This is a genomic window from Geobacillus zalihae (assembly GCF_030414215.1).
Taxonomy (GTDB): domain Bacteria; phylum Bacillota; class Bacilli; order Bacillales; family Anoxybacillaceae; genus Geobacillus; species Geobacillus zalihae.
This window is the reverse complement of record NZ_CP129217.1, coordinates 2,595,883-2,615,163: the sequence shown is the minus strand read 5'-3', so window position 1 is coordinate 2,615,163 and position 19,281 is coordinate 2,595,883. Positions and strand designations below refer to the sequence as shown.

Genomic DNA, 19,281 nt, shown 5'->3' with positions numbered 1-19,281 from the left:
TTCGCCAAACCTCTTGCCATTAGTTTAAATATGTGTAAATATAGATGTCAAGACAGGTGAAAAGAAAGGGGCGTCCGAGAGTGAAGGAAGGTGGCGTGATTATCGTCGGAAGCGGGCTGGCGGCGTTAACGGTCGCGTATCATTTATCTGAGCTCGACCATGTGATGATATTCACGAAAAAACGTTGCACCGACAGCAATTCATGGCGGGCGCAAGGAGGGGTGGCCGCGGCGCTGGCAGAGAGCGACGATTGGCGCGCTCATTTCCGCGATACGATGGTCGCCGGCTGCTTTCATAACGATGAACGAATGGTCGAACGGCTCGTCCGCGAAGGGCCGAGGCGGCTGCAAGAATGGATCAACGCCGGCATGGCGTTTGATCGGGACGAACGCGGCCGGTTTTGTTTCGGCCTTGAAGGCGGGCATAGCCACCGCCGGATTTTGCACGCCGGCGGCGATCAAACGGGCAAAGCACTCGTTTCGTTTTTGCTTGAGCGGCTCGAGGGACGCGTATGGATGGAAGAAGGCGAGCAGGTGATTGATTTGCTTGTGGAAGAGGGGCGTTGCGTTGGGGTGAAAACGAAGCGGGAAGACGGTTCGGTGTCCATTTGGCCGGCGTCGGCCGTCGTGTTGGCGACCGGTGGATGCGCCGGATTGTATACGTTCACTTCCAATGCGCCGACGGCGACTGGCGACGGCATTGCCATGGCGTACCGCGCCGGTGCGGCGGTGGCGGATATGGAGTTTATCCAATTTCATCCGACGATGCTCGTTGCCGGCGGAAAAGCGGTCGGGCTCGTCTCGGAAGCGGTGCGCGGCGAAGGGGCGGTGCTTGAGGCGGAAGATGGAAGACCGCTGATGGACGGCGTCCATCCGCTTCGCGATCTCGCTCCGCGCGACATCGTCGCCCGAGCGATCGCGGCGGAACTCGATCGCGGCGGCCGCGTCTATTTGAATATTTCCCGCGTGTCCCACTTCCGCCGCCGCTTTCCGACGATCGCCGCGCTATGTGAGGCCTATGGCGTCGACCTTGAAGCCGGCCGCCTTCCTGTCGCGCCGGGCGCCCATTTTTTAATGGGCGGCGTTGTCGTCAACGAGTGGGGGCAGACGACGGTTCCGGGCTTGTACGCCGTCGGGGAAGCGGCGTGCACCGGTGTGCACGGCGCCAACCGGCTCGCGAGCAACTCGTTGCTTGAAGCGATCGTCTTTGGATTCCGTGCGGCCTGCGCCATCCGCCGTCAAGCGGCGTGGCCGGAAACGGTGCACCGAGCGGATTCATCCAGCCCGCGTCGTTTGATTGTACCACGGCTGCCAGAGCGGGCGTTGCTCCGCGAACAGCTGTCAACGTTTGTCGGCATCGTCCGCAACGGCGATCGGCTTCGCGAAGCGGTCGACTGGTTGGAACAGTTTTCGTTGCCGGATTGGCTGGATGGCGACCTTGAACGATTGTCGGCAGAGGAGATTGAAACAGGATATATGTTGCTAGTGGGCTGGCTTGTCGCTTCATCAGCGCTTGGGCGCACGGAAAGCCGCGGCGGCCATTACCGGAGCGATTTTCCGCGTGAACGCCCGGAGTGGCGGGGGCGGCGCCTCGTGCGGACGAAAGAAGAGTGGGCCCGCCTTGGGGCTGGGAGGTAAAGCGGCAAAGAAAACGGAGGGATGAAAGATGAACCGGTTGAAGCTCGAACAACTGTTGCGACAGTTTTTTCTTGAAGATATTGGCGACGGCGATGTGACGAGCGAGACGATTTTTCCGGCTCATGAACGGGCATCAGGCATGTTTATGGCCAAAGCGGACGGGGTGGTGGCCGGCGTCGGCATTATTGCGGCGGGCTATCAGCTGCTGGATCCGCGCGTCGAAGTAACCATCATGAAACAGGACGGCGAACGGGTCCAAGCCGGCGAAACGATCGCCGTCGCATCCGGACCGGTCGGGCCGCTGTTGTCCGGTGAGCGCGTCATTTTAAACTTGCTGCAGCGGTTAAGCGGCATTGCCACCGTGACGCGACAGGCCGTTGACTTGCTTGGCAATAGCTCCACACGCATTTGCGACACGCGGAAAACGACGCCGGGGCTGCGCATGCTTGAAAAATATGCCGTCACATGCGGCGGCGGCTACAATCACCGCTTTGGCTTGTACGACGGTGTCATGATTAAAGACAACCATATCGCCTTTTGCGGATCGATCGCCCTCGCCGTCAAAACGGTGCGGGAGCGGCTTGGGCATATGGTGAAAATCGAAGTAGAGACCGAAACGGAAGACGAAGTGCTCGAGGCGGTCGAGGCCGGGGTGGATGTCATTATGTTTGACAACCGGACGCCGGATGAGGTGCGGGCGTTCGTCCGGCTTGTGCCAAAGCCGATCATCACGGAAGCGTCGGGGGGAATTACGCTCGCCAATGTGGCGGCGTACGGCGCGACCGGAGTCGACTACATTTCGCTCGGATGTTTAACCCATTCCGCCCCGGCGCTCGATATGAGTTTCAATTTGCGATAATGGAGGGGAGAACCGTGAACGTCCTTGAACAGTTGAAACGGCTGGATGAGATGCCCAAACGGTATAAAACGATGGAACGAAGCGAGCTCGAAGCACGCGCCCGCGCGGTGAAAGAACGGTTCGGCCGGCGCCTTTTCATCCCGGGTCATCACTACCAAAAGGATGAGGTCATTCAGTTCGCCGATGCGACCGGCGATTCGCTTCAGCTTGCCCAGCTCGCGGCAAAGAACAGCGAAGCCGAATATATTGTGTTTTGCGGCGTCCATTTTATGGCGGAAACCGCCGATATTTTAACGAGCGACGACCAAACGGTCATTTTGCCGGACTTGCGCGCCGGCTGTTCAATGGCCGATATGGCCGATATTTTTCAAGTCGAGCGGGCATGGGCGGCGCTTATTGAGCGGTTTGGCGAGACGATCGTGCCGCTTGTGTACGTCAATTCAACCGCGGCGATTAAAGCGTTTGTCGGCCGCCATGGCGGAGCGACCGTCACCTCGTCGAACGCGAAAAAGATGATGGCTTGGGCGTTTTCACGGAATGAACGGATTTTCTTTTTGCCGGATCAGCATTTAGGGAGAAATACGGCCTATGCGCTCGGCATCCGTCTTGACGAGATGGCGGTGTGGGATCCGCATGAGGAGACGCTCCAAGGGGCGGACGATCTCGACAAGGTGAAAGTCATTCTTTGGAAAGGACATTGCTCCGTGCATGAAAACTTCACCGTGCGACAAATCGAGCATATTCGACGGATGAAGCCGGGAATCCATGTCATCGTCCATCCGGAATGCAGCTGGGAGGTCGTCCAGCAAGCAGACTACGCCGGTTCGACAAAATACATTATTGAAACGATCCGCAATGCTCCACCCGGCACCCAGTGGGCGATTGGAACGGAAATGAATTTGGTGAACCGGCTGAAGCATGAACATCCAGACAAAGAAATTGTTTCTCTCAATCCATATATGTGCCCGTGTTTAACGATGAATCGAATTGATTTGCCGCATTTCGTCTGGGCGCTCGAATCGCTTGAGCAAGGAGCGATCGTCAATCGCATCACCGTTCCGAAAGACATCGCCGCAGAGGCAAAAGAGGCGCTCGACCGCATGCTTTCGCTTGCCTAGCTTTTTCCCTGGCTTGACGAGGAGGGATCCTCGTTCGGTCAGGGATTTTTTTATCATAAATCAACGATCATCGTCATACATTGTGTTGAAAGACGATAACGGGAAACAAGCATCGGTTCGATCGAGCGTAAACAGTCTCGGTTTAGGAGGGGAATGGAGTGAAAATCCATATTGTCCAAAAGGGCGACACCCTTTGGAAAATCGCCCAAAAATATGGAGTGGATTTTGAACAATTGAAAAAAATAAATGGGCATTTGAGCGACCCGAATATGATTATGCCTGGAATGAAAATCAAAGTGCCGACAGCAGGGGTGCCGGTCAAAAAAGAGACGAAGGCGCCTGTGTCACCCAAAAAAATGCACGTAAAAGAGCACCCGTACGCGGAGGCGAAACCGTTCGTCTCATTCCACATTGATACCGAGCTTGACACTGCTGTCGCCCCTGCTCCGGAAGGCGAGGCAGCGGTAAACGAACCGGCGGGTGAGGCGCCGAAAGCAGTGGTAAAGAAAACGCCCAAAGCAGTCGTAAAGGAAACACCGAAAGCGCCGGAGAAGAAGGCGGAGAATGTGCCAGTGAATGAAGCGCCAAACGTGCCGGTGAACGAAATGCCAAATGTATCAGTGAATGAAACGCCAAATGTGCCCATCAATGAAGCGCCAAAGGCCGTCGAGAAGGAAGCGCCAAAAGCGGCACCAAAAGCAGTGGTGAATGAAGCGCCGAACGTACTGGTGAACGAAACGCCGAATGCGCCCATCAATGAAGCGCCAAAGGCACCGGCGGGTGAGGCGCCGAAAGCGGCGATGAACGAAACGCCAAAGGCTGTCGAGAAAAAAGCGCCAAAAGCAACGGCACAAGAAGCACCAAAAACGCCGAAAGCGGAGGCAAAAGAAGGGGCAAAAGCGAAAGGCGCCTCTGTGCCGCCGCTTGTGCATACGATTCCGCCGGTGGCCCCGCCTCCTCAACTTTCGTTCGCTCAATCGCTGGCCAACGTGCCGCCGATTCCGCCGAAGCCGAGCAATATTTTGCCCAACATGATGAAAGAGGAGGACAATGAAAGCCCAGCTGAATGGAAAGGGGAACCGGCGGCTGAGAGCGAAGACGCGCCGCCGCTGCCGAACATTCCATACGTTCCTGTCGCCCCGCCGACGATCCCAATATTTGGCACTGACCAAGGATGTACGCCAGTGCCGCCAGTTTGGCCGGGGAGCGGTTTTTACGCGCCGCCGCTGCCGATCATGCCGACGTCCTATCCGCCATCGTCTGCGCCGTCGGCCGTTGGGAAAAGCGGTGAAAGTCCGGAAAACGGTTCGGCGCCGTTTCCCGGCATTCACGAAAGCAGCAGTGAATCATTAGAGCCGCCGTTTTCTGGGCCTGGGGTTGCCGCCCCGTTTGTCCCGTCCGCAGGGGGCGTTCTCCCGCCGCCCGGCGCTGCAACGCCAGTTTATGCGCCGCCTGCGGCGCACCCCTCGCCTTTTGGGTATGCACCGGCCTATGCGCCGCCCCCGTACTATTATGGAGGGTACGCCCTGCCGGCTCCATACGGATATGCGCCGCAGTCAGCGCCGCCGCTTCCGTGGCCAGGCGTCGTTTATCCGACAAGTCCAGCGGGATACTCGCCGCCATCCTACCCGCCATCATCCGCCCCGCCGGTCGCCGGCCCCCGTTTGTTTAGCGAACCGCCGGATGAGGAGAGCGGGCATGGCGAGGAACAATAACCAAGTGAAAAGAGACGCCGCCGGCCGTCTCTTTTTTCTTCTTGACCGCCAATATCGGCTTGTTATTCAACAAGTTGTGGCATTGAAACCGCATGTCTTCGCCATTGCCGCCCGGCAAGGAATGTTTGTCGCCAAAGCGTATCGCTTTCCTGTTGCGGCCGCGCGGCACGCCTGGCTTCTTGCCGCATTAAGGAAGACCGGTTTTTCCGCCGCGCCGGCCCCTATGCCGATCGGGCGCGGAGGAGTGGTTGAAGCCGGCGGATGCTATTGGCTGCTGACGGAATATGTAGCCGGAGCGCGTCCAATCTCGTTTGCCGCTTGGGCTGACGCCGCTGACGGACTTCATTTGCTCGAACGTTACCATACCATAACGGCAAACATCGCCAGCAGCAAGCAGGAGGCGATGGGGCTGCCGCGTGCGCAGCTGTATGACAAATGGCGGCGCCGCTATGAGGAGTTTTGCCGACATTTGCCTGTTGTTGAAACGATCATGGACAAAGAAGACATTTTATTTACGCTGCGCTGGGCGGATTACTGTCTATCAACGTGTCGCGAGCATGCTCCAGAGTTGACGGCGGATTCTGCTGCCATCATTCATGGTGATGTCGCCTCCCATAATTTTTTGCGCACCACAACCGGCCAGATGTACCTCATCGACTATGACGCGGCCGCTCTTGCCTCGCCCGGGCTTGACTATTGCCAATACGCCAATCGCCTCTTGCCGTATATCGGTTGGTCATATTCAACACTCGCCCGTTTCGCTCCGCTTCGCCGTTGGTTGGAAAAACGCTGGTTTTTGCATGCGCTCTTATTTCCGGCTGATGTGTTTCGCGAATGGCGGTCAGCCGCCGCGCGCCGCCGCCCCCTTGTGTTTGACCGCAAGCGGAGAGAACGGTTTGTCCGCCGCCTTTATGCTATGCTACAATGAAGAATGGAATCTTTGGAAAAGGAGTCGAGGACGGATGCAAGAAAAAATTGACAAACTCGTGCAATGGTTGCGTGACCAAGTCTCATCAGCCGGTTTAAACGGGGCGGTCGTCGGCATCAGCGGCGGCATCGACTCGGCGGTTGTCGCCCATTTGATTAAGCGTGCCTTTCCGGACGATTCGCTGGGGCTGATCATGCCTTGCAAAAGCAATCCGAAAGATATGGAAGATGCGCTGAAAGTGGTGAAAAGCTGCGGCATCCGGCATTTGGTCATCGATTTGACCGAGGCGCACCGGACGTTGTTTGGCGCGGTCGAGGCCGAGCTGAAAGCCATCGGGGAATGGAGCGAAGAGCGCGCGCGCCTCGGCGATGCGAATACAAGGGCGCGTTTGCGCATGACGACGTTGTATGCGGTCGCCAACAATTACGGCTATCTCGTCGTCGGTACGGACAACGCCGCCGAATGGCATACGGGCTACTTTACGAAATACGGTGACGGTGGAGTCGATTTAGTGCCGCTCATTCACTTTACAAAAGGCGAAGTGCGCGAAATGGGCCGTCTGCTCGGCGTCCCGGAAGAAATTATCAAGAAAGCTCCAAGCGCCGGACTGTGGGAAGGGCAGACGGATGAAAGCGAAATGGGCACGACGTATGAAATGATCGATAAATATTTAAAAGGGGAAGATATTCCAGAACGCGATCGAAACATTATTGAACGGCTTCATGAACGTTCGCATCATAAACGGCAGTTGGCGATTGCGCCGCCGAAGTTTTAGCTGTCATCTCGTTGGGTTGAACTGACAGCGATAAACCCCCCGCGTTTGCCGCAAGCTAAACGTAAGGCTGGCTTCATGCCAGCCTTGGGCGAAGGAAACCAAGGGGGGTTTTCCATTGAGATACGCGGTCAGATGGATCGGCGCGTTGTCGGTCGCCGGATTGCTCGCCTCATGCACCAACTACCGGGCGAATGAGGAAGGGGCGCAGCGTTATCATGATGCGGCGAGACCGATCGGTTTTTACTCGACGGAGCGAGGCGACGATTTCCGCTATGGCCGATACGGGACGAATGCGCTCAATTATGACAACCGTTATATATGGGCGCGCCGCGGTCCGGTCACCGATTATTTGACGGACGGCGGCCGCCTCGGAGGACCAGCAGCGACCCGGTTTGACACGGACGTTCCGGCTCTTCCGCCCGACGTCGATTTCGGTGACAGTGATTACAACTACCATGGGCATTTGCACTCGCTAAACGTCGATCCGCACCCGTCGTACTACCGAAGCTATGCCGGCGGTTTGGCTGAGAAGCTCTCCCGCCGCGCCGCAGCGGTGAACGGAGTCGACGATGCCCGCGCGGTTGTGTATGGCGATCAGGCGCTCATCGCGATTGCCACAGACGACCGCCATCCCAAGCGGCTTGAGAAGCAAATCGAGCAAGCGGTCGCTCCGTACGCGGACGGCAAGCGGGTGCGCGTCACCTCGAATCCGAGCATGTACCACCGCATCCGCACGATTGACAACGCGCTTCGACGCGGGACTCCAATCAATATGGAAGAAATCCGCCGTGATTTGCGCACCATTTTTATCGATGGCACGATTCAAGAACGGCCGGAAAACACTCGGTGACAAACGAAAAAGGCGTCCCAAAAAAGCGGGGCGCCTTTTTTCATGGCTGCTCCTTCGCTGGAGCTTGGCTGACAATTTCCGCGTTTTTTGCTATAGTAATAGTCGGAACATTCCGTTGCGATGAGAGGAGAACTGTCGATGGCTGGACATTCGAAGTGGAAAAATATCCAACGGCGGAAAAATGCTCAAGATGCCAAACGCGGCAAACTGTTCATGAAACTGGCGAAGGAAATTTATGTGGCCGCCAAAAGCGGCGGAGGCGATCCAGCGTCCAATCCGAGCCTGCGCCTTGTCATTGAGAAGGCGAAAGCGGCCAACATGCCGAGCGAAAACATTGAACGGGCGATTAAAAAAGCAACTGGAACCCAAGAACATACCAACTATGAGGAAATTCGCTACGAAGGATATGGACCAGGCGGCGTTGCCGTCATGGTCGTTTGCCTGACGGATAATAAAAACCGCACCGCCGCCAACGTGCGTGCGGCGTTTTCGAAAAACGGCGGCAATTTAGGGGAAACGGGCTGCGTCTCCTATTTGTTCGAGCGCAAAGGGCTGCTCGTGATTGACCGCGAACAGCACAACGTTGATGAGGATGAATTGCTGCTGTTGGCCATTGAAGCGGGCGCCGAGGAGATGGAAACAACGGACGAATCGTTCGAAATTTATACAGCGCCCGAATCGTTTGAAACGGTGAAAGACGAGCTGGAACAGCAAGGATTCACGTTTGCCAGCGCGGAAATTACGATGATTCCGCAAACGTATACGACGCTTGAGGGCGACGATTTGAAAAAAATGCTGAAGTTGATCGATACGCTTGAAGATGATGATGACGTCCAAGAAGTGTACCATAATTTGGACGAATCGGTGCTTGAGGAGTAGCGACGTCCGTCGGCGAAGCCGGCGGATTTTTTGTACATACGTTCGAAGGTCGTGGAACATAATGGAATATGATGATCGAGCGCCGTTGGCTCGAATCCCTGCCCCACTTTTTGGATCGACGGCAGCTTGATTGGCAAAAAAGCTGATGGATCAAGGAATAAAATGGCGTCCGCTGGTGAAACTAGTGGCGTAAAGGAACCATCATCCGAGAAGAGAGGAACAAACGATGCGAATTCTTTCCCTCATACTGTGGATCGCCGCCATCGTGTTACCGGTTCATTCGGCCTCCGCCGCACCGGTTAAGATGACGATTGTGCTCGAGCGGCAATACTTGGACGGAGAGATGAGCGAAGAGAAAGTCACCGAAACCGTCGATTCGATGACAGAAATATGGAAAAAATATCGCGGTTGGCAACTCGTGACGCTCGATGATCAGACGATCGTATTTCGCAAAACAATCAACGACATTTCGCCGTTGTTAAAAACAAACGGCTACTTCGGAATTACAGACGATGGCACGTTGTCTATCTTCAACGGCAAACCGGGCCGGTCGAGCGAAATCATCCAGTCGTTTTTCCAAATCGACGTGCAAAAGCTCGAAAGCCGTCAGCAAGAAAAGCTGAAGCAAGGAATTCGCGTCCTCTCGAAAGAACAATACGAACAAGTGATTGAAATGTACCGCCATTTTGCGGTTGTCCAGTAAAGCGGCGACAAGCCCGTGGTGCGATGCGCATCACGGGATTTCTTTTTGCTATAATGAAATCATATGATACAATGAAAGGACGAAAAAAGGAGAGGAGCATCCATTGATCGAGTTTATCCGTGGGTATGTCGATTACGTCTGCCCGGAATATATCGTCATCGACCATAACGGCATCGGCTACGAAATTTTTACGCCGAATCCGTTTGCCTTTCGCGAGAGCCGCGAGGCGGTGGTGACGGTGTATACATACGAATATGTGCGCGAAGATGTGCACGCTTTATACGGGTTTTCCACGCGCGAAGAGCGCAACTTGTTCACAAAGCTGCTTCAAGTGTCCGGCATCGGTCCGAAAGGCGGCCTCGCCATTTTGGCGGCCGGGCGTCCTGATGAACTGGCGCGGGCCATCGAGGAAGAAAACGAGGCGTTTTTATGCAAGTTTCCAGGCGTAGGCAAAAAGACGGCTCGGCAAATGATTTTGGATTTAAAAGGGAAGCTCGGGGCGCTTGCGGCGCCGGCGGCTGCACGTTCGGCCGCACCGCTTTCCGGTGCGCTCGCCGAGGCGGTGGCGGCGCTCAAGGCGCTCGGCTACGCTGAACGGGAGATCGAGAAAATCATTCCGGCGCTCCGCGAAGAAGCGATGTCGACGGAACAGTATGTGAAGCGGGCGCTGGCGCTGCTTTTGGGATAAACAGCGGCCAAAGGGAGGAATGACGGTGAAGGAACGGCTTGTATCCGGGGAGGTCTTAGGGGAAGAAACTGCGCTTGAACCGAGTTTGCGCCCGCAATATTTGCATGAATATATCGGGCAAGATAAGATCAAAGAAAACTTAAAAGTGTTCATTGAAGCGGCCAAGCTCCGCGAAGAGACGCTCGACCATGTGCTGCTGTACGGACCGCCGGGGCTTGGGAAAACGACGCTCGCCGTGATCATCGCCAATGAAATGGGCGTCAAGCTGCGAGCGACATCTGGACCGGCGCTCGAGCGGCCGGGAGATTTGGCGGCGCTTCTCACTTCGCTTGAGCCGGGGGATGTGCTCTTTATTGATGAGATCCACCGGCTGCCGCGGGCGGTGGAAGAGGTGCTCTATCCGGCGATGGAAGATTATTGCTTAGATATCGCGATTGGCAAAGGGCCGGATGCGCGCACGCTTCGCCTCGACTTGCCGCCATTTACGCTCGTCGGGGCGACGACGAGAGCCGGGGCGCTGTCGGCGCCGCTTCGCGACCGGTTTGGTGTCATCAGCCGGCTCGAATACTATCACGTCGACCAACTCGCCCAAATCATTGAGCGGGCGGCGGCCATCTTGCAAATCGGCATCGAGCGCGAAGCGGCGCTTGAGCTTGCCCGTCGGGCGCGCGGCACGCCGCGCATCGCCAACCGTTTGCTGCGGCGCGTCCGCGATTTTGCGCAAGTGCGCGGAGAGGGGGGAATTACGCTGCCGCTTGCTGTCGAGGCGCTCGAGCGGCTGCAAGTCGACCGGCTCGGGCTCGACCAAATCGACCATAAGCTGCTTTCAGCGATGATTGAAAAATTCGCCGGCGGCCCGGTCGGGCTCGAAACGCTGGCGGCCGTCATCGGCGAAGAAGCACAAACGATTGAAGAAGTGTATGAGCCGTACTTGATGCAGATCGGTCTCTTGCAGCGTACGCCGCGCGGGCGCGTCGTCACGCCGGCTGCGTACACCCATTTCGAAATGGAGGTTCCGAAGCGGTGAACAGCTTGCCAAAGTTGATCATGACGATCGGCGTTGTGCTCATCATGGTCGGGTTTGTCATGCAGTTTGTCAAACTCGGCCGCTTGCCGGGGGATATCGTCATCCGCAAAGGGAATATGACGTTTTATTTTCCCGTTGTGACATCCATCTTGCTGAGCGTTGTGTTATCGTTGATTTTTTACGTGCTCGGACGATTTCGCTGAAGGAAGGAGAACTGCGTCAACTACCCCCACTTAGCTAACGCTTGAAGTGGGGGCTTGCAACTCCCCAGAAGTGCAAACGGACTTCGTCCTCCTTCCTTGACTTGGGGTTGCATCAGGGGGCAGGTTGACGACTACCCAACGACGCAGGTCATGCCTGCATCGTTACCGATTCTCTCGGTGTGTCTGTTGGCAGTACTTGGCTTCCACACACAACAGACGGACCTACGCTCGATGTTTTACGGTTACAACGTTTCCTGTAACCAACTCCATACATCGAGTAGCCGTGATTGGAGTGCCTTTATTGAACGGTTTTCTCCACGCCTTTATTATATCATACACAAAAGAAAGGGGGGAACGCGCATTCCTCTCCCACTTACTCCCTTTGGTCGTTGAAGTGGGAGTCTCCTGCGCGAAATAGGATGAAAGTCGATTTGTTTGATTTTCATTTGCCGGAAGAGTTGATTGCGCAAACGCCGCTTCCAGACCGGGCGGCATCAAGGCTCATGGTGCTCGATAAACGAACGGGCGCCATTCGCCATGAAACGTTTCGCAACATTATTTCGTACTTGAATCCGGGCGACTGCCTCGTTTTAAACGATACGCGCGTCATGCCGGCGCGGCTTTACGGCGAAAAAGAGGAAACGGGCGGAACAGTCGAAGTGCTGCTGTTAAAGCAATTGGACGGCGACCGTTGGGAGACGCTCGTCAAGCCGGGAAAACGAGTCAAGCCAGGAACGAAACTCACCTTTGGCGGGGGGAAGCTTGAAGCCGTCTGCCTCGATACGCTGGAACACGGCGGGCGAGTGCTTGAGTTTTCGTATGACGGCCTGTTTTATGAAGTATTGGCCGAACTTGGGGAGATGCCGCTGCCCCCGTACATTAAAGAAAAGCTTGACGACCCGGAACGGTATCAGACGGTGTACGCCCGTGAAATTGGTTCGGCAGCGGCGCCAACCGCCGGTTTGCATTTCACCGAAGAGCTGCTTGACGCCATTCGCGAAAAAGGGGTGCATATCGTCTTCATCACCCTTCATGTCGGGCTTGGCACGTTTCGGCCGGTGCAAGTGGACGACGTCGAGAAGCACGATATGCACGCCGAATTTTATCAAATGAGCGAGGAAACGGCCGAGACGTTAAACCGCGTCCGGGAGCAGGGCGGCCGCATCATCGCCGTCGGCACGACGTCGACACGGACGCTCGAGACGATCGCCGGCAAACATAACGGCCGATTTGTCGCCGAAAGCGGCTGGACCGACATTTTCATCTATCCCGGCTATGAGTTCAAAGGGATTGATGGGCTGGTGACGAACTTCCACCTGCCGAAATCGACGCTCATCATGCTCGTGAGTGCGCTCGCCGGGCGCGAAAATATTTTGCACGCGTATCAAGTAGCGGTCAAAGAGCGATACCGCTTTTTCAGCTTCGGTGATGCGATGCTCATCATTTGAGAAAGGAGACGAGCACGTTGACGACACCGATTCGCTTTGAACTGATCAAAACGTGCCGGCAGACGGGCGCGCGCCTTGGCATCCTCCATACGCCGCACGGCTCGTTTGAAACGCCGATGTTTATGCCGGTTGGGACGCTCGCCACGGTCAAGACGCTGTCGCCGGAAGAGCTGAAGACAATGGGGGCCGGCGTCATTTTAAGCAACACCTATCATCTTTGGCTGCGCCCGGGGCATGACATTGTCGCGGAAGCGGGCGGGTTGCATGCGTTTATGAATTGGGATCGCGGCATTTTGACGGATTCCGGCGGCTTCCAAGTGTTCAGCCTCAGCGAATTCCGCCGCATCGAGGAAGAAGGCGTCTATTTCCGCAACCATTTAAACGGCGATAAGCTGTTTTTATCGCCGGAAAAAGCAGTCGAAATTCAAAATGCGCTTGGCGCCGACATCATCATGGCGTTTGATGAGTGCCCGCCGTATCCGGCGACGTATGAATACATGAAACAGTCCATCGAGCGGACGAGCCGTTGGGCGGAGCGCTGCTTGAAGGCGCACCGCCGCCCGAATGAGCAAGGGCTGTTTGGCATCGTCCAAGGCGGCGAGTATGAGGAGTTGCGCCGGCAGAGCGCCCGCGATTTAGTGTCGCTCGATTTTCCCGGCTATGCGGTCGGCGGATTGTCGGTCGGCGAGCCGAAGGAGGTCATGAATCGGGTGCTTGAGTTTACGACGCCGCTTCTGCCGGCGGACAAGCCCCGCTATTTAATGGGCGTCGGTTCGCCGGATTCGCTCATCGACGGGGCGATCCGCGGCATCGACATGTTCGACTGCGTATTGCCGACGCGCATCGGCCGCAACGGGACGGTGATGACGAGCGAAGGACGGGTGGTGATCAAAAATGCCCAGTACGCCCGCGACTTCTCGCCGCTCGATCCGAACTGCGACTGCTACACGTGCCGGAACTATACGCGCGCGTACATCCGCCATCTCATCAAATGTGATGAAACATTTGGCATCCGCCTCACGTCTTACCATAACGTCTATTTTTTGATAAAATTGATGGAGCAGGTGAGACAAGCGATCCGCGAAGATCGACTCGCCGATTTCCGTGAGGAATTTTTCGAACGCTACGGCTTCAACAAGCCGAATGCAAAAAACTTTTGACGACCGGAAAGGAGGGGGATTGCATGAACGCAGCGATCGCCAATTTGTTGTCGATTGTGCTGTTTTTTGTGATTTTCTACTTTTTGTTCATTCGCCCGCAACAAAAACGGCAACGCGCCATCCAGCAAATGCAGGCGAATTTGAAAAAAGGCGATAAAATCATCACGATCGGTGGATTGCACGGCATCATCGACTCGGTCGATGAGGACAAAATCATCGTTCGCGCCGGCGACGGCACGCGACTGACGTTCGACCGCTCCGCGGTGAGAGAAGTGGTGGCGGAAAGCAAGGCGTAGCGAAAGCGCGGCCATCGGCGTCTAAGCTTGAGCGCCGATTTGAACGGCGGTGTGAAAAGCGCGAGCGAGACGCAATCTCGTTTCTTACCATCGCGCTCTCCATCACAAAAGGTGTCCCGTTTGCTTTGAGGACACCTTTTGCTTTTGCGCTGGTTTGTCGTTTTTACGTCCGTTCATAGCGCGACGATGACAAATTGACCCCGACGATGCCGCCTAAGGAAGCAGCGGCGAAAAAGGCAAGGTGGTACAGCCATTGTTCGACGGTAAACGATTTTTCCATGCCAAGAAATTGAAACAAAAAGATGATCGCCGTAAATAAGAGGCCGGTCAGCCCGCCGGCGAGCCATCCTTTTTCTTGGCTTTTTCCGCCGGCGACAACGCCGCCGATAAACAGCGAGACAACCGAGGCGGCAAACACGATCCAGGTGAGCGACGATTCGTGAATGTCCGTCCATTTGAGCAACAACGAAAAAATGAAGCTGACGAGCGCCGCCAACACAAAAACTGTGGCGATTCCATACACCAGTGCGCTGCCAAGCCGTGACACCGCGATCCCTCCTTGGCCCAAACGCTTTTTACCACAATATATTCACCGCCGGACAGGTTTAGACGTTTATTTTCGCTTGTTTTTGCCGGCCAGCCAGTGCAGCCCCGGAAGGTAGACGAGCTCTTCGCGCCGGATGAGCCGGAACAGAACGAGGCAGGCGGCATATAGGGCGGCTGTCGCGGCCATGGCAAGCAGCGTCCAAAGCGGTGCGGGCACCGCCAAAAGCGGATGGCGGGAGAGCGCATAGCCGATTGCGCCCGCAGCGATGATGGCGCCAAGCGCTTTGATGTACTCGCGCGCATCGATGGAAAAAGACACCACCTTGACGACCGTGGCAAAGTGAAGCAACGTCACAAGAACGGTGCTGACTGCAGTCGCCAGCGCCGCGCCCATAATGCCCAAACTTGGACGGGAAGCAAGGACGAAGATGCACACGAGCTTCACCACTGCTCCGATCAAGCTGTTCGTCATGGCGGCGTTCGCCAAGTCCAGTCCTTGCAAGACCGCCTGCAGCGGGCCTTGGAAATAATACAATAAGAAAAACGGCGCCATCACTTGAATAAAGATCGCGGCTTCACTTGTGCCGTACATCCAGCGCATGAGCGGCTCGGCGAACAAGTAAAGAACGACGGTGGAAAGGCCGCCGGTGACAAGCGACAAGCGCATCGCCTGGGCGATCCGGTATTCGACCAAAAGCAGCTTGCGTTGCGCCATGGCTTCGCTGATGGCCGGCACCAGGGCGGTCGAAAGCGCGTACGTAATAAACGACGGCAACGTCAACAACGGCAGCGCGTAGCCGACAAGCTGTCCGTATTGCCTTGTGGCAGTGGAGGCGGCGATGCCGGCCAATGCCAAGCTGTTGGCGACGACGATTGGCTCAAAAAACCAAGAAAGCGAGCCGATCAAACGGCCGCCGGTCGTCGGCAAGGCAATGCGCATGAGGCGGACGAACGTCTCTTTGCCGGCTTGGACGTAGTGAAAAAACTTTGTCCGCAGGCGAATCGATTTTTTAACCTTAAATAAAAACAGCAAATACAATAATGCTGCCAGCTCGCCGAGAACGGAAGACGCCATGGCGCCGGCGGCGGCATACTCGACGCCGTACGGCAAAAGCGGCTGTGTGCATAAAGCGATCAAGCTGATGCGGACGATTTGTTCCATCAAGAGCGAGTAGGCGTACGGTTTCATTTGCTGGCGTCCTTGAAAGTAGCCGCGCAGCACCGAAGAGATGGCGACGATCGGCACAATTGGAGCGATGGCAAGAAGCGGATAGTACGTGCGCGGGTCGGTGAACATCGTCCGGGAGAGCCATGGCGCAGCAGCGATCAACGCCGGCAGAAGCACGATGCTTAGCGTGCCGGTGGTGGCCAGCGACACGACGAGAATTTGTTTCACCCGCTGCCGGTCGCCGGCCGCCTCTGCTTCGGCGACGAGTTTGGAAATGGCGACCGGCAGCCCGATCTGCGTCGCGGTAATCGCTAAAACGAGCGTCGGCACGGCCATCATGTACAGCCCGACTCCTTCATCGCCGATCATGCGGGCGACGACAATTCGGTTGATGAAGCCGAGAATTTTCGTAATAAAGCCAGCGGCGATTAAAATGACCGTACCTTGTAAAAATTTAGACATTTTCTCCCCCTGCCTTCTCAAATGCCTCCGTCTTTTATACAATATATGCAAGGCCCATGGCCAAGCATGACAAGATTGGCAGGCGGCAATGGATACAAGGGGGTATGGGGGATGGATGAAAACCGGAAGCTGCGCGAACAGCTCATGCCGGCGCTCGAGTCGAAGTGCGATGAGTTTCGTCTTCTCGGCTATACGCAAGTGACGATGGACGGGCTGTGGGAATGTTTATGTTCCCGCAAGTGGAAGCATCGGCCGGCGGAAAAAAAACTGCATGAGTTGGTCAGCGACATTTTCTCTCTTTCGCCGAGCGAGTATATGATGTTTTTGACGATGCGTTCGTATAAGCAGCAGGCGGCCGGCGATGATGAGTTGGAGCGGGTTTTAAAGGAATTGTTATAGTGGAAAATTGACACTTGCCGGCTGCTGTTTCATAATGGAAGGCGAGGCCAATGTTTTGCTTGGCGCTGCGGCGGACGGCGCCGAGGCAAGTTGAAGGAGGATCTTAAGGAGAATGGTAAAACGAAGCCGCATCGTCGCCTTTTTTCTGCTCCTGCTTTTGTTCGCCGGAGTGATGGGGCCGACGATTCAAGGAATTGTACATAACATCAAACTGGGCCTTGACTTGCAAGGCGGTTTTGAAGTGCTGTATGAAGTGAAGCCGGCCAAAAAAGGCGATAAGATTGATCAAGAGACGCTGCAAAGCACCGTCAGCGCGCTGAATAAACGGATCAACGTCCTTGGCGTCAGCGAGCCGCGCGTTGACATCGAGGGAGGAAACCGCATCCGCGTCCAGCTCGCCGGGGTGAAAGACCAAAATGAGGCGCGCGAAATTTTGTCCACGCAGGCGAAATTGACGTTCCGCGATGTCAATGACAACGTGCTTATGGACGGAAGCGACCTCGTCCAAGGCGGAGCGAAGCTGTCGTTTGATGAAAACGGCCGGCCGAGCGTCGCTCTGAAATTGAAAGACGCCGACAAGTTCCGCCAGGTGACGGAAAAAGTATATAAAATGGGGCCGCCAAACAACATTTTAGTCATTTGGCTCGATTTTAAAGAAGGGGTGGACTCCTACCGGAAAGAAGCGGGCAAAGCTGATCCGAAATTTATTTCCGCCGCTTCAGTCAACCAAGTGTTCAATCAGACGGATGTGTCGATCGTCGGCAATTTTACGGTCAAAGAAGCGCAACAGCTGGCCGATTTGCTCAATGCCGGCGCGCTGCCGGTCGAGCTGCATGAAATTTACTCCACGTCCGTCGGCGCTCAGTTTGGGAAAAACGCCCTGCAAAAAACGGTGTTGGCCGGCATCATCGGTGTGGCGGCGATCTTCTTGTTCATGATTTGGTTTTACCGGCTTCCCGGGATCATCGCCGTCATTACGCTGTCGGTATACATTTATTTGATTTTGCTTTTGTTTGATTGGATGAACGTCGTTATGACGCTGCCGGGCATTGCCGCCCTGATTTTGGGGGTTGGGATGGCGGTCGATGCCAACATTATTACGTACGAACGGATCAAAGAGGAGCTGAAGCTCGGCAAGTCGATGCTGTCGGCGTTCCGTGCTGGCAACCGCGGGTCGTTTGCGACGATTTTTGACGCCAACCTTACGACGATCATCGCCGGCGCTGTTCTTTTTATTTACGGGACAAGCTCGGTGAAAGGGTTTGCGACGACGCTCATCATCAGCATCGTCGTCAGCTTTCTCACCGCCGTTTACGGCACGCGGCTGTTGCTCGGACTGCTTGTGTCAAGCCGCTGGCTCGATAAAAAGCCGGAGTGGTTTGGCGTCAAAAAGTCGGAAATCTTAAACATTGCCGAAACGACCGAGGAAACGGAAGTGCCGACGAAGTTTGACCGCTGGGATTTTGTCAAACATAGCAAAAAGTTTTTCATTTTCTCTGGCGCATTGACGATCGCCGGCGTCATCTCGTTGTTTGCCCTGGGGCTGAATCTTGGCATTGACTTCACGAGCGGAACGCGCGTTGAGGTGACGAGCAGCCAGCCGATCGATGCAAAAGAGTTGAGCGGCTATTTCGAGCGGCTCGGCTACAAGCCGGAAGATGTCGTCCTGTCCGGCACGGATGGGAAAACAGGCGTCGTCCGCTTGATTGGCGTGCTCGATAAGCAAGAAATTGCCAAGCTGAAAAATGAATTGAAGCAAGCGTATGGCAACGAACCAAACATCAGCACCGTCTCTCCGGTCGTCGGCAAGCAGCTGGCTCGCAACGCGCTCATTGCTGTGCTTATTTCATCCATCGGCATCATTCTTTACGTGACGATTCGCTTTGAGTGGCGAATGGCGCTCGCAGCCATTGTCGCCTTATTGCACGATGCGTTTTTTATTATTACCGTGTTCAGCTTGACGCGTCTTGAAGTCGATTTGACATTCATCGCCGCGGTGCTGACGATCATCGGGTACTCGATCAACGATACGATCGTCACGTTTGACCGCATCCGGGATTTGATGAAAAAGCGGAAAGTGAAAACGGTCGACGACTTGAAGCATATCGTCAACCGGGCGTTGCAGCAAACCTTTACGCGCTCGGTCAATACCGTATTGACCGTCTTGTTTACGGTCATCGCGTTGCTCATCTTTGGCAGCGAAGCGATCCGCAATTTCAACCTCGCCTTGCTCGTTGGACTTGTGTGCGGCGTCTATTCGTCGCTTTGCATCGCTTCTCAGCTTTGGGTCGTTTGGAAAGGACAGGAGCTCAAAAAAGGGAAAGGAGCCAAAAAAGCGGCGGCCGAGGCCGAACCGCAGGTGTAACAGCGCGCCGGAAAAGTGAATGTGCTTTTCCGGCGCCTTTTTTGTTCGGTGCAAT

At 55.6% G+C, this 19,281-nt stretch carries 19 protein-coding genes; 17 read left to right on the top strand and 2 right to left on the bottom strand.

The window, feature by feature from the left end; all coding sequences use genetic code 11:
• Positions 1 to 44: 44 nt before the first annotated feature.
• From nadB to yajC, 15 genes are all read left to right on the top strand, one after another.
• Positions 45 to 1,637 (top strand): L-aspartate oxidase, encoded by a 1,593-nt coding sequence (gene nadB, locus QWV57_RS13245; RefSeq protein WP_173400011.1) that lies wholly within the window; start codon positions 45 to 47, stop codon positions 1,635 to 1,637.
• A gap of 28 nt (positions 1,638 to 1,665) precedes the next feature.
• Positions 1,666 to 2,496 carry a carboxylating nicotinate-nucleotide diphosphorylase gene (nadC, locus tag QWV57_RS13240; RefSeq protein ID WP_129447170.1) on the top strand — a complete coding sequence of 277 codons (831 nt, stop codon included), beginning with the start codon at positions 1,666 to 1,668 and terminating at the stop codon, positions 2,494 to 2,496.
• A gap of 14 nt (positions 2,497 to 2,510) precedes the next feature.
• The gene (nadA, locus tag QWV57_RS13235) at positions 2,511 to 3,614 is read left to right on the top strand and encodes a quinolinate synthase NadA (RefSeq protein WP_011232075.1); all 1,104 of its coding nucleotides are present in this window, start codon (positions 2,511 to 2,513) and stop codon (positions 3,612 to 3,614) included.
• A gap of 158 nt (positions 3,615 to 3,772) precedes the next feature.
• Positions 3,773 to 5,329 carry a SafA/ExsA family spore coat assembly protein gene (gene safA / locus QWV57_RS13230; protein ID WP_011232074.1) on the top strand — a complete coding sequence of 519 codons (1,557 nt, stop codon included), beginning with the start codon at positions 3,773 to 3,775 and terminating at the stop codon, positions 5,327 to 5,329.
• Positions 5,313 to 6,257: a phosphotransferase gene (locus QWV57_RS13225; protein WP_301099952.1), complete on the top strand. Its 945-nt coding sequence runs from the start codon at positions 5,313 to 5,315 to the stop codon at positions 6,255 to 6,257. The genes safA and QWV57_RS13225 overlap by 17 nt, the downstream gene beginning before the upstream one ends.
• A 34-nt stretch (positions 6,258 to 6,291) precedes the next feature.
• Positions 6,292 to 7,032, top strand: coding sequence for an NAD(+) synthase (gene nadE, locus QWV57_RS13220; RefSeq protein WP_013144627.1), 741 nt, complete (start codon positions 6,292 to 6,294; stop codon positions 7,030 to 7,032).
• A 115-nt stretch (positions 7,033 to 7,147) separates the two neighbouring features.
• A complete protein-coding gene (locus tag QWV57_RS13215; RefSeq protein WP_013144628.1) occupies positions 7,148 to 7,882 on the top strand; it encodes a YhcN/YlaJ family sporulation lipoprotein in 735 nt (244 codons plus the stop codon).
• Positions 7,883 to 8,020: 138 nt separating this feature from the next.
• Positions 8,021 to 8,761, top strand: coding sequence for a YebC/PmpR family DNA-binding transcriptional regulator (locus QWV57_RS13210; protein WP_014196414.1), 741 nt, complete (start codon positions 8,021 to 8,023; stop codon positions 8,759 to 8,761).
• A gap of 226 nt (positions 8,762 to 8,987) precedes the next feature.
• Positions 8,988 to 9,464: an intercompartmental signaling factor BofC gene (locus tag QWV57_RS13205; protein WP_129447172.1), complete on the top strand. Its 477-nt coding sequence runs from the start codon at positions 8,988 to 8,990 to the stop codon at positions 9,462 to 9,464.
• A 103-nt stretch (positions 9,465 to 9,567) separates the two neighbouring features.
• Positions 9,568 to 10,152 (top strand): Holliday junction branch migration protein RuvA, encoded by a 585-nt coding sequence (gene ruvA / locus QWV57_RS13200; protein WP_020756204.1) that lies wholly within the window; start codon positions 9,568 to 9,570, stop codon positions 10,150 to 10,152.
• Positions 10,153 to 10,177: 25 nt separating this feature from the next.
• Positions 10,178 to 11,179: a Holliday junction branch migration DNA helicase RuvB gene (gene ruvB / locus QWV57_RS13195; protein ID WP_033006369.1), complete on the top strand. Its 1,002-nt coding sequence runs from the start codon at positions 10,178 to 10,180 to the stop codon at positions 11,177 to 11,179.
• Positions 11,176 to 11,382 carry a DUF2905 domain-containing protein gene (locus tag QWV57_RS13190; RefSeq protein WP_011232066.1) on the top strand — a complete coding sequence of 69 codons (207 nt, stop codon included), beginning with the start codon at positions 11,176 to 11,178 and terminating at the stop codon, positions 11,380 to 11,382. The genes ruvB and QWV57_RS13190 overlap by 4 nt, the downstream gene beginning before the upstream one ends.
• A gap of 419 nt (positions 11,383 to 11,801) precedes the next feature.
• Complete coding sequence (gene queA / locus QWV57_RS13185; protein WP_129447173.1) at positions 11,802 to 12,830, top strand: tRNA preQ1(34) S-adenosylmethionine ribosyltransferase-isomerase QueA; 1,029 nt, start codon at positions 11,802 to 11,804, stop codon at positions 12,828 to 12,830.
• 17 nt (positions 12,831 to 12,847) lie between these two features.
• Positions 12,848 to 13,990 (top strand): tRNA guanosine(34) transglycosylase Tgt, encoded by a 1,143-nt coding sequence (gene tgt, locus QWV57_RS13180; protein WP_060787735.1) that lies wholly within the window; start codon positions 12,848 to 12,850, stop codon positions 13,988 to 13,990.
• A gap of 23 nt (positions 13,991 to 14,013) precedes the next feature.
• Positions 14,014 to 14,286 carry a preprotein translocase subunit YajC gene (gene yajC / locus QWV57_RS13175; RefSeq protein WP_119877909.1) on the top strand — a complete coding sequence of 91 codons (273 nt, stop codon included), beginning with the start codon at positions 14,014 to 14,016 and terminating at the stop codon, positions 14,284 to 14,286.
• Between the two features lie 163 nt (positions 14,287 to 14,449).
• Here yajC and QWV57_RS13170 read toward each other — a convergent pair whose 3' ends face one another.
• Entirely contained in the window at positions 14,450 to 14,833 is a 384-nt protein-coding gene (locus tag QWV57_RS13170) for a TIGR04086 family membrane protein (protein WP_033006360.1), read from the bottom strand.
• 66 nt (positions 14,834 to 14,899) lie between these two features.
• Complete coding sequence (gene spoVB, locus QWV57_RS13165) at positions 14,900 to 16,462, bottom strand: stage V sporulation protein B (protein ID WP_129447174.1); 1,563 nt, start codon at positions 16,460 to 16,462, stop codon at positions 14,900 to 14,902.
• 111 nt (positions 16,463 to 16,573) lie between these two features.
• Here spoVB and QWV57_RS13160 point away from each other — a divergent pair, with 111 nt between their 5' ends.
• Both QWV57_RS13160 and secDF read left to right on the top strand, forming a co-directional pair.
• The gene (locus tag QWV57_RS13160) at positions 16,574 to 16,861 is read left to right on the top strand and encodes a post-transcriptional regulator (protein WP_013524218.1); all 288 of its coding nucleotides are present in this window, start codon (positions 16,574 to 16,576) and stop codon (positions 16,859 to 16,861) included.
• Positions 16,862 to 16,973: 112 nt separating this feature from the next.
• Positions 16,974 to 19,226: a protein translocase subunit SecDF gene (gene secDF, locus QWV57_RS13155; RefSeq protein ID WP_047758105.1), complete on the top strand. Its 2,253-nt coding sequence runs from the start codon at positions 16,974 to 16,976 to the stop codon at positions 19,224 to 19,226.
• The last annotated feature ends 55 nt before the right edge of the window (positions 19,227 to 19,281 follow it).

What these genes read in the sequence shown, in the direction of transcription:
- nadB (WP_173400011.1), top strand. Translation starts at nt 45, where the DNA reads ATGTCAAGACAGGTGAAAAGAAAGGGGCGTCCGAGAGTGAAGGAAGGT.
- nadC (WP_129447170.1), top strand. Translation starts at nt 1,666, where the DNA reads ATGAACCGGTTGAAGCTCGAACAACTGTTGCGACAGTTTTTTCTTGAA.
- QWV57_RS13225 (WP_301099952.1), top strand. Translation starts at nt 5,313, where the DNA reads ATGGCGAGGAACAATAACCAAGTGAAAAGAGACGCCGCCGGCCGTCTC.
- nadE (WP_013144627.1), top strand. Translation starts at nt 6,292, where the DNA reads ATGCAAGAAAAAATTGACAAACTCGTGCAATGGTTGCGTGACCAAGTC.
- QWV57_RS13210 (WP_014196414.1), top strand. Translation starts at nt 8,021, where the DNA reads ATGGCTGGACATTCGAAGTGGAAAAATATCCAACGGCGGAAAAATGCT.
- QWV57_RS13205 (WP_129447172.1), top strand. Translation starts at nt 8,988, where the DNA reads ATGCGAATTCTTTCCCTCATACTGTGGATCGCCGCCATCGTGTTACCG.
- queA (WP_129447173.1), top strand. Translation starts at nt 11,802, where the DNA reads ATGAAAGTCGATTTGTTTGATTTTCATTTGCCGGAAGAGTTGATTGCG.
- yajC (WP_119877909.1), top strand. Translation starts at nt 14,014, where the DNA reads ATGAACGCAGCGATCGCCAATTTGTTGTCGATTGTGCTGTTTTTTGTG.
- spoVB (WP_129447174.1), bottom strand. Translation starts at nt 16,462, where the DNA reads ATGTCTAAATTTTTACAAGGTACGGTCATTTTAATCGCCGCTGGCTTT.
- QWV57_RS13160 (WP_013524218.1), top strand. Translation starts at nt 16,574, where the DNA reads ATGGATGAAAACCGGAAGCTGCGCGAACAGCTCATGCCGGCGCTCGAG.
- secDF (WP_047758105.1), top strand. Translation starts at nt 16,974, where the DNA reads ATGGTAAAACGAAGCCGCATCGTCGCCTTTTTTCTGCTCCTGCTTTTG.